At 40.1% G+C, this 10,341-nt stretch carries 11 protein-coding genes and 1 pseudogene (1 of these 12 running past the window's edge); 9 read left to right on the forward strand and 3 right to left on the reverse strand.

The window, feature by feature from the left end; genetic code table 11:
* Window positions 1-513: the 5' portion of a transposase gene (locus tag E0E16_RS00600; RefSeq protein WP_439650599.1), read on the reverse strand. 75 nt of this gene lie to the left of the window's left edge; 513 of the gene's 588 nt are visible here — the first part of the coding sequence; the start codon lies at window positions 511-513; its stop codon lies beyond the left edge, outside the window.
* 699 nt (window positions 514-1,212) lie between these two features.
* Between E0E16_RS00600 and E0E16_RS00610 the strand changes: the two genes are divergently transcribed.
* From E0E16_RS00610 to E0E16_RS00650, 9 genes and pseudogenes are all read left to right on the forward strand, one after another.
* Complete coding sequence (locus E0E16_RS00610) at window positions 1,213-2,523, forward strand: site-specific integrase (RefSeq protein WP_165444169.1); 1,311 nt, start codon at window positions 1,213-1,215, stop codon at window positions 2,521-2,523.
* Between the two features lie 177 nt (window positions 2,524-2,700).
* Window positions 2,701-3,012, forward strand: a complete 312-nt coding sequence (locus E0E16_RS00615; RefSeq protein WP_130828382.1) for a DUF3853 family protein — start codon at window positions 2,701-2,703, stop codon at window positions 3,010-3,012.
* Window positions 3,013-3,287: 275 nt separating this feature from the next.
* Window positions 3,288-3,431, forward strand: a complete 144-nt coding sequence (locus tag E0E16_RS13415) for a hypothetical protein (protein WP_223177179.1) — start codon at window positions 3,288-3,290, stop codon at window positions 3,429-3,431.
* Window positions 3,432-3,491: 60 nt separating this feature from the next.
* Window positions 3,492-5,087 (forward strand): DNA cytosine methyltransferase, encoded by a 1,596-nt coding sequence (locus E0E16_RS00625; protein WP_130828383.1) that lies wholly within the window; start codon window positions 3,492-3,494, stop codon window positions 5,085-5,087.
* Window positions 5,088-5,549: 462 nt separating this feature from the next.
* Window positions 5,550-6,035: a hypothetical protein gene (locus E0E16_RS00630; protein WP_130828384.1), complete on the forward strand. Its 486-nt coding sequence runs from the start codon at window positions 5,550-5,552 to the stop codon at window positions 6,033-6,035.
* Window positions 6,036-6,160: 125 nt separating this feature from the next.
* Entirely contained in the window at window positions 6,161-6,475 is a 315-nt protein-coding gene (locus E0E16_RS00635; RefSeq protein ID WP_077195338.1) for a helix-turn-helix domain-containing protein, read from the forward strand.
* On the forward strand, window positions 6,462-7,637 hold the full coding sequence (locus E0E16_RS00640) for a type II toxin-antitoxin system HipA family toxin (protein ID WP_025876614.1): 1,176 nt from the start codon (window positions 6,462-6,464) through the stop codon (window positions 7,635-7,637). The genes E0E16_RS00635 and E0E16_RS00640 overlap by 14 nt, the downstream gene beginning before the upstream one ends.
* Before the next feature lie 555 nt (window positions 7,638-8,192).
* On the forward strand, window positions 8,193-8,579 hold the full coding sequence (locus tag E0E16_RS00645) for an ISAon1 family transposase N-terminal region protein (protein ID WP_130828385.1): 387 nt from the start codon (window positions 8,193-8,195) through the stop codon (window positions 8,577-8,579).
* Window positions 8,545-9,108 (forward strand): annotated as a pseudogene (locus E0E16_RS00650) (ISAon1 family transposase); the annotation flags it as partial. The gene E0E16_RS00645 and the pseudogene E0E16_RS00650, both read left to right, overlap by 35 nt.
* An 87-nt stretch (window positions 9,109-9,195) precedes the next feature.
* Here E0E16_RS00650 and E0E16_RS14050 read toward each other — a convergent pair.
* Window positions 9,196-9,369 (reverse strand): hypothetical protein, encoded by a 174-nt coding sequence (locus E0E16_RS14050; protein WP_255418078.1) that lies wholly within the window; start codon window positions 9,367-9,369, stop codon window positions 9,196-9,198.
* 75 nt (window positions 9,370-9,444) lie between these two features.
* A partial coding sequence (locus tag E0E16_RS00655) for an IS4 family transposase (RefSeq protein WP_255418079.1) occupies window positions 9,445-10,341 on the reverse strand: 897 nt, incomplete at its 5' end.

Consider the following 10,341-nt stretch of genomic DNA (forward strand, 5'->3'; position numbering starts at 1 on the left):
GGCCTCCTTGGACACCTGTCTGTCCCTACGGGTGGAAATAAAGGTGGCGTCGATATAGACGGCTAAGTAGTGGGAGGAAAGGCTACGGCAAAGCCACCGTTCGACGTCCTCACGGCAGCTGCCGGCAAGATGCGATACCTGCTGCTTGCTGTAGGAACGACCATAGACGCAATTTGAAATCTCGCCTATCTGCTCCGTGGTAAGACCTTTGGTGTAGAGGAGATTGAACAATTTGGCACGTTCCTCGCTTTCGCTGCGTATCAACCCTAAGAGAATGGGATAGAAGTTTCCGCTACGACTGCGCGGAATACGGAGCGAGAACTCAAAGCCGTGACTGTACCAACGACGAGAACGGAAACCATTGCATTGCTCATGGGCATTTTCGCTGACGAACAACTCTCGTTCATGATACATCAGGGAGTTCATGATTAATGACTGAAGGGTAACAAAACCCTCGCTGCTGCTTGTGTAATTCGAAAGAATTTCCGAAATTTGCGAATGTGTAAGTTTCATTTTTTCCTTTTTTATAGTTTTCAAATACAAAGATAAGAAAAAAGAAGCTTACACACTTTTATAGGACAGTACCGAAAAGCTACACATTTACGGTGCTAATAACTCTCTACAACTCGCCTACAAAGTTGCACATAATTGTTTGAACTACAGCAATGTACAAGTACTCTAAACAGACTCTCTACGTACTCTTGGCTACAATTATTTTTTGCGAGAAAAAAGTGTAGCCAGATTGTAGCCATTGGAGAGTATTTTGGGCGTTTCGGCTATCTCTGTAACTACTCTGAAGAGGTAGAGGACTATAAAACAAAAGTATCGTAACTCGTTGGAATTACGATACTTATACTTTTTCAGTAGTACTCTCTGGCGATGCTGCCAGAGTACTTAAAGCGGAGAGAGAGGGAAGTGGACCTCTATACAAAATTATTAAAGATGTATATCATATAATATCAAAAATCACTGAGTAACAAAAAGTTGCTGATATTATTTGAAATGATATTTTATATTTTGATAATTATAGTTCAAATCCTCCGTGAAGAAAAGAGGGGCAAAAAGTGGGGCAATATAAAGGGGGTTCAAAAATACCAATAAAAAACAGTTCTTCGCCAACAAAGTATTTTTATTTTACAAATGGGAAATATTGGGGCAAAAAGTGGGGCAAAACTGTATATTTGATTAACTTTGAAATAAAGATTATCAAATATGATTATAAAAAGAACTATAAAATTTTCAATACGTAATTATAGAAATGCTGGTTACAGGATTCGTATGCGTGTATCATATGATGGGAATCGACTAGATTTCCAGACAGGGCTTGTAATTCAAAAAGAGAATTGGGACGATAGGCAACAGCGTATAATGTCCCTAAATAGCAATACAACTGTTACTAACGAGTTTAATGAACATTTGTCCCAGATGAGAGCATGTATGGTTGCTGTTTTTCGTGAATTTGAGTTACGACAGATCATACCATCGCCTAAAGAATTGCGTAATGCCTTTCATGTTAAGACCAATCCACAGCCTCTAACCACGGAAGAATCATTTAAAAAAGATAGTACTATAAATGTGCACCAAGTGGACATTAATAAACCTAAAAAGAAGAAAAACGATTTTTGGAAGTGTTTTGATGAGTTTGTGAAAGTTAATGGCAAACTCAATGATTGGACTCCAGCGACCTATGAAAAATTTGCAGCTTTACGTAACCATTTACAAGACTTTAATAAAAAATTGAACTTTGAAGATTTTAATGAAGACGGTATCGCTGACTTCATAAACTATATGGGAAAGAAAGGTATGAAGAATAGCACGATTAATAAACAGCTTGGATTCTTACGTTGGTATCTTCGTTGGTGTTATGAGAAAGACTATCATACTAATCACACTTTTGAACACTTCAAGCCTAAATTGAAGAGTGCAAGTAAGCGTGTCATATTCTTAACACGAGAGGAATTGGAGAAAGTAGAAAACCTTAAAATCCCAGAGAAATATACATCACTTGAAGCAGTGCGTGATGTATTTCTATTCTGCTGTTATACAGGATTAAGATATTCTGATGTCAATAATCTGACATGGGAAGACATTCACAATAGAAAGATTGAAATTGTTACTGTAAAAACAGCAGATAGAATAATCATAGAGATAAATAGTAAATCACAAGCTATCTTAGACAAGTATTCTGATATTCATTTCCCTGATAAAAAAGTATTGCCTATTATAAGTAATCAGAAGATGAATAAGAGGCTTCATACATTATGCAAATTAGCAGGAATAGATGAACCTATAAAAAGCACCCATTATGAAGGTAACAAGCGAATAGATGAGGTAAAGCCTAAATATGAACTTGTAGGAACTCACTGCGGTCGTCGTACATTTATATGCACAGCTCTTGCAAAAGGAATCCCTCCCAGTGTTGTTATGAAGTGGACTGGACATAGTGATTACAAAGCTATGAAACCTTATATTAATATAGCTGATGAAGTGAAGTCTTCTTATATGAAACAATTTGATGAGTAAAAAGTAGGGAGTATGAAATAGATTTTATTATCTTTGTATCGTCGTTTCGAGACACTTTAATACAATTATTGGTTTATCAGACAGTAGTCTCTCCAATATCCTTTAATACAATTATCAAGGCGACAGAGATTTGGCTTTTTGCCAGGTATTATTAATTTATGTATTAAAGTGAAGAATATGGAATTAACACAAAGTTTGTTAGAGACCCCACTGGCACAATTGTCAGTGAAGGAATTTGTCGCACTGATGGACTCGTACAAAAACGGTGGTAATGCTACATCAGAGCATCTGTTTAACGAAGAAACATGGCTGTCAGGATATAAGGCGTTGGCCAAATACCTGAATTGCAGTGTCCCCACTGTCTGCCGCCTTGTAAAGAGCGGTAAGATTGACCCTGCCATAAGAAAAGTGGGGGCAACCTATTGGTTTGACAAAAGCATAATACGCAATTTGATGAAAGTCGGAACTGCGTCTGATGCAAATGAGTAGAAAGGCTAAGAAAGATACAAAAATCATGGTATGGACAGAATCTTAAAACGAAGGGCAAATCTCCTGTATGTTTTGAGGAGGAAGAACGTGCGCTGCTTGACAAAAGAACGCATGATATTCTTTCCTTATGGCAAGAACCCTTATGCGATAAGGCAAATTGTGCGCCTGTGCCAAGAGTATCACTTTCATGTTCAATTCGAACTTCAATAGAAATCATTATGGAGCAAATTTTATCATCATTGCGTCAACTTGTATCCTCCCTTGACAAAATAAATATGGATATTAATAAGGAGGGTCAAGTTTACCAAGCCGAACTGGAGGACAGACTGGCAAAGGGACTGACTGGTGATGCCGCCATCGGACATTACAACGAGTGGATGGAAACAGCAGGAATGTCCTATTTGAAGGTAGAAATATAAAAAGTGTAAGCTGAAAAAATAAAGGATTTAACCGTAACATTCAAATATACTAGAAATACCATGGATAATATACAATTGCTCTATATCGACCTGTTCTGTGGAGCCGGTGGAACTTCTACTGGTGTTGAAAGTGCGACATTAGACGGTCAGAAATGTGCAAAAGTGATTGCCTGTGTCAATCATGACGCCAATGCGATCCTCTCTCACCAGGCAAACCACCCGGACACTCTTCATTTTACTGAGGACATCAGAATCCTTGACTTAACGGCTTTGGTTGTCCATTTGAATAGAATGAAGCACAAATACCCCAATGCTTTAGTAGTGTTGTGGGCATCGCTGGAATGTACCAACTTCTCGAAGGCCAAGGGCGGACAGCCGCGCGACGCTGACAGCCGCACGTTGGCAGAACACCTTTTCCGTTATATCGCACAGCTCGATCCTGATTACATTCAAATTGAGAACGTAGAGGAATTCATGAGCTGGGGAGATATGGATGACAAAGGGCATCCCATATCAAGATTAAAAGGGTGCAGTTATGTCCGTTGGTGCAATAGGATTATGTCTTATGGCTATCATTATGACTGGCGTTTACTGAACGCAGCGGACTTCGGCGCATATACATCACGCAAAAGGTTTTTCGGTCAGTTTGCAAAGAAAGGACTTCCAACGGCATTCCCCATTCCTACATTTTCAAAGGAAGGAGACAATGGAATGTTCCATATGTATAAGAAATGGAAACCGGTTAGGGATGTGCTGGATATGAACGACACAGGGCAAAGTATCTTCGAAAGGAAAAAGCCGTTGTGCGAAAAAACCTTGAAAAGAATTTATGCCGGTCTCATTAAGTTCGTGGCTGGAGGGAAAGATGGCTTTCTGATTAAGTACAACTCGATGAACCAGAATGGTAAGTATGTGGCTCCTGGCATTGACGAACCTTGTCCAACTGTCGCTTGCCAAAACCGTCTGGGCATTGCGAACATCAGCTTTATGTCCAAGGCATTCAGTGGAGATCCTTATTCCAAGAACCAATCAGTAGATGTACCTGCTGGAGCCATCACAACCAAGGATCATCATTGCTTTGTTACGGCGTACTATGACAATGGAGAAAACCATTCCATAGAGTTTCCATGTCCGACGATCACAACAAAAGACAGGTTGGACCTGGCTTCAAGTAGGTTCTTGGCAAATGAATACTCCTCTGGTGGTCAACTTTCCAGCATTGATGCACCTTGCCCTGCTGTGTTGACAACACCGAAGCAAAAAGTAGTTGACTGCTTCTTGATGAACCCACAGTTCAACTCTGTAGGTGGAAATATCAATAAGCCGTGCTTCACTTTGATTGCTCGGATGGATAAGATGCCCCCTTACCTTATCTCCACAGAAAAAGGTATCGGTATAAGGATATTTGAAACGGACACTGAAATGACTTGCAAGATAAAAGAGTTCATGGCCATGTACGGAATCATAGACATCAAGATGCGAATGCTCAACATACAGGAACTGAAACGCATTATGGGATTTCCAGACAGTTACATACTCGTCGGAACCCAGGCCGAACAGAAGAAATATATCGGCAATGCCGTTGAGGTCAACATGAGCAAGGTGCTCTGTGAGTCACTTTGTGCTGCTCTTGTATCTAAGGCAATAGCAATATAGAATCAACAAAAAGAAATATGAACAGAGAAATAATTTTGATAATCTGAAACTTTTAAAATAAAAACTATGAACACCTATTGCATAAATTGTGATTATAGGAACCGTTGTGAAGAAACACATATACAACAATGTAAATTGAAAGACAATGAGAAAGTTGTATGTATCAATGGTAAATGGATAACACAGCGTAATTGGTTATAATCGTGTAATGAAAGAAGAGCGTGACAAATTCAAGATATAAACAAACAGACTCCGAAGAATGCCAGTCGCAACGAGGCAAAATATTCTATTACTTTGCCACTTGCATGTTGCTGCTGTTAATGGTTGATAAACCATATAGTACCTCTGCAAAGAAGCTGCATTTGTTTCTGCGAAAATGTAAGCGAGTATGTAAACTCCTTTTAGTCCAGGTACTTTGCGGAGTTTTCAAATGCGTAGATAAATTTTATAAAACAAAGTAATATGGCCAACAAGAATTTTACAAATCAATTGTGCCAATATGCACAATCCAAACAGGACTCTGAATATCCGCAAATACAAGGCTTTACGGATGGTTACAAACAAGCAGTCTTGGATCTCAAAGCTATCCTGCAAGAGCAAGAAGGCAAAGGGTACAAATCCTTTAAAGACCATTTGTGGAAAAAGGTCAACGGAGACTTAGCGACAATCGCGGCAGTAAAGAACTATGAGGATATTCAAAGTATTCCCAATAATGAGTTCAATAATAAAACAGAATTGTATCATGTCAGGTTCGTATATGATCCGACTGGTACCCATCAAATTTACTTTGATAAAGATTTGCCTTTTATTCCAGTAGTGGGACAAAAATTCTATTGGAAAGACTGGAATGACTTGGATTCCCCTTTTTATATAGAAGAAGTGCATTTGGCTTTCAAGGATGATGGGCAACGCAACTTTGATGGAATTTGGTGCTGGTGTACTGATTAGTCAGTTGTAAAATATGGCGCAAAAACTTGCAGGTTTCATATATTATACCTATATTTGCAGTAACTTATATATTAGTTATTAAGTGATATTATTTAATATAACAACCAATATTATAGTTATTATAAATGTATATATTTGAACCTATATCCACAGAGGACATCTTAAGGAGTCTATCAAGAAATTGCCGGCTACGCCGATTAGAGAAGAACCTGTCGCAGAAATCTCTATCTGAGACAAGTGGTGTTCCATTGTCTACAATACAGAGATTTGAGCATATAGGTGAAATTTCGCTTGCCAGCTTCGTGAAGATAGTCCGTGTACTTGGTTATGCTGAGGATATGATGGAATTAATAGGAAAACCAAAGTATTCAAGTCTTGATGAAATGGTTAGGATTAACAAAAACAGGAACAGAAAGAGAGGAACAGATGAGAAGATTTGAAACATTAAAAGTCATGTATCATGATCGACTGGTTGGACAACTTACCATGGGAATCAATGATACTTGTCTTTTCCAATACTGCAACGAATGGTTACACACTGGTTTTTCAATATCCCCATTGAAATTACCTTTAAAAGGGGACTTATTTGAAGCCCCTTATCTACCGTTCCATGGTAACTTCGGTGTCTTTGAAGATTGTATGCCTGGAGGATATGGAGAGTATGTACTACAAAAAGAACTGAATAAGGAAGGCATAAACTATCAATCTCTCACCCCTTTACAGAAACTAAGTATTGTCGGCTCATCTGGTATGGGAGCTTTATGCTATATTCCTGATAATAAGATAACGATTCCAAGCAAGTTTAAAGATCTTGATAAAATACAGCAAGCTGCATTGGATATACTATCAGGGAAAACCGATAAGAATGCAGGAAGATTGTATGTGGATAGCGGTAACTCTGGTGGTGTCCGTCCTAAAATACTGCTACAAGAGAACGGGTCTCATTGGATTGTGAAATTCCGGCATATAAATGATCCAATAGAATCAGGTAAGATAGAATACATGTACAGTCATGCAGCAAAGGAAGCTGGTATTATTGTTCCTCGTTTTAAGCTTTTCAATGACCGATACTTCGGAGTGGAACGTTTCGACCTTTCTCCCGATGGTGAGCGTATACACATGGTCACAGCCAGTGGACTTCTTGATGAGGATATAAATCCTCCCAAAATGGATTACAAAACTCTTTTGGCATTGACAGGCTACATTACGCAAGATCATATTGAAGTGGAACAACAGTTTCGTAGAATGGTGTTCAACTATTATGCTGAAAATTTTGACGATCATGCAAGAAATTTCTCTTTCCTTTATGTAGATGGAAAGTGGAAGCTCTCACCAGCTTACGATATGACTCATGATAGTCCTTTAGGACAGCATGCAACAAGCGTTGGGTATAAAGCAAATCCGACAGAAAAGGACTTCATTGAGGCTGGTTCATCTGTACAAATGTCTCATAAACTTTGCTCTGATATAATAGATGAGGTAAAACCAATAGGTCAGTTACTTCTTGCAAAGCTTAAAGAAAACGATTACAGTATTGTGGAAGGAAATGAGCAACAGACAAAAGAAGACCTTAATACTGGCAGAGTTGGCTTTAAAAGATAGTAGAAATTACAATCATCATCAAGTCATAAACAATTATAATATGCCTTGATGATGTTATAATAATATGACAGTATAACAGAATATTCATAAAAACATAATAATTTAATTCAATCATAAAATAATCGTGTAATCTCTTGCAGGTTTCATATATTATACCTATATTTGCAGTATCATATTTCATTGCTGACCCCTATTGTTAAGGTGTAAAGGCAGACTTGTACTGTTGTCAGCGAATTACATGTTATGGGGTCCCGCTCCTCTGAACATTTGTTCAAGTGACCTACCAAACTATGGAGATTGTTGTTTTAGCAGGTTTTCATTAAAACCGCAACAATCATGTTCGTTTACGAACACATAGCAATGTAACGTGTATTTTAAATATGATAAAAATGAAGAAATCTTATTTTATTATTGCAGCGTTGGCAGTATGTACATCTTTGCCAGTAGCTCTAACATCGTGTGGCTCACAATCTGACGATGAGCAAGAAGTGGCTCAGTAGAAAATCAGTGGGGGAATAATTTGTTATTTATCTTAATAATTCCGACCTTCGCATCATGGAAGAAAATATGTTACGCACCTTGGCAGCTCTTGTGTTGCCCACTCAAATATTAGAGTTTTTTACTATCGTTTCTGTCCGTGAGGTCGGATCAGAGTTTCATATTAGTCTTGACGAACGTATGGACAAGACTTTGGCGGATGATGCCAACTTCGAGTCCAAAGGGTTCATGGAAGCTGTTAATATAACTGACTTTCCGATCCGAGACCATAAGGTTATATTGAAAATTCGTCGCAGACGATGGACGGACTTGCGCACAGGCAAGAGCTTTACGCTTCCCATCGCTTTAGACATGGTAGCTCAGGGCACTCGTTACTCCAAGGAATTTGGAGCTTTTTTAAAAGAAACGTATGGAGACATCCCCCGTGAGCTGCCTTACGCTTGAGGATTTCTATCATATTGACGGACACACATTTGAGAAACAATACAAGGAAGTTCTGAGCGGCTTTCGTCAATGGGACCAGGCAGAACATGCCGACGAGTGGCTTCTCTTTCCTGACAACATCGGATCCTCTTTGGCTATTGATGAAACTTCACTGTCTAACGGCGAACTGTACACTTTCGTGACCAACCGTGCAGCAAGGACACGGGAAAGAAGTCTCGTGGCAGTAGTTGCAGGTACAAAGTCAGAAGATGTCATAGCAGTACTGGATAGGATTGGTGAGGAGAAACGCTCCTCTGTTGAGGAAGTCACTCTGGACCTGTCCGACTCTATGCGCAAAATAGTCAGAAGCTCGTTTCCCAATGCCAAGCGTGTAATCGATAGGTTCCATGTACAAAAGTTAGCATGCGACGCCGTACAGGAATTGCGTATCAAGCACCGCTGGGATGCAATACAGCAGGCAAACGACGAGATGGAGGAGGCAAAACTCTGCGATGAACCATACAGCCCATACCGATACGCTAATGGAGATTATTACTGTCCGCTAAACATAGAAATCCTCATTCCAACTCATTGAGACACAATAGTTCGGATGACAGCATGTTAGTGACAAGCCCCCTTATTCATTTTCTGTTACCTCGGGTGGCGATTCAGCCGCTGCTTCAAGCATGAGTTTCATGTCGGCATCCGGCATGTTGAAGAAATTATTCATGTTGAGGTATTCCATAAGTACAATGCGCACCATAGTAGCCAGCCCTGAGAAACTCCACCGCCTCTGCAATGAGTTTTGCATCAGTGACATTAAAAGATAGTCAATGAGTGTAACACAAATCTGAATTTTGATGGCGATTTCACTCTCCCCATAGAACTATCTAATCGTGTAGTTCTGTTTTATCTGCTTGAAAAGAGACTCTATCTGCCACCTCCTGCGGTAGATGGCTACGATAGTCTCCATGGACATGTCAAAGTCGTTGGTAAGCAAGGACACCAACTTTGGCATCTTTCCTTTCTTGATATCCACATAGGTGATGATACGCGCTATATGGTTGATACCGCCCTTCCTGAACACCACCACCTGCTCACGATATTCCATCAGCCCATCCTCGTTCATATCCATGCAGTCTACCAACACCTCGTATTTGAGATTTTTCTTCATCTTGGTGACATAGACAACGTTCCTCTCGGTCAGTTCCTCAAACTTTTCATAGTTGATATATGCACGATCCAGGGCAACGATTTCATCATGCTTGAAATGGCTGGGGGCGAGCATGAAGGAATCGTTGGTAGCGGCAGAGGTGAACTTCACGTCACAGTGAACTCCCTCGTTTGCATGAATGACGGAATGCACTTTTATGCCACCCTTCTTCTTTCCCGTCTTAGGATGACGGCCCACGCCCTTGAAGATGACGTTAGAGAACAGGGTTATCGTGGTGGAATCGATGATTCTCAGACGTTTTACCCATTCCTCCGTACCATTGCGTCGGCTGTCCGAAGAAAGTCTGTCCTTATTGGACTCGTAAAGGTCGTGATACACGTCCTCAAAGAATTTCTCCGAGCGTCTGGCGTTCGCATCTGACAGGGTACGGCGTTTAGGAACCCTGTGAATACCAATGTGGTGAAGCTTGCGGACCTCAGCCGTCTTTGCCGCCTCAATCTCACGAAGGGAGTCGAAGCGCATGATGAATGCATACGGCATCGTAGGAAGATGGGTAAAGCCATCAAAGGTCTTAAAATACAGCTCACCGCCGTTCCGACGGCTTATTTG

Origin of the sequence: Prevotella rectalis (assembly GCF_900607215.1) — a bacterium.
In the GTDB taxonomy this organism is placed as follows: domain Bacteria; phylum Bacteroidota; class Bacteroidia; order Bacteroidales; family Bacteroidaceae; genus Prevotella; species Prevotella brunnea.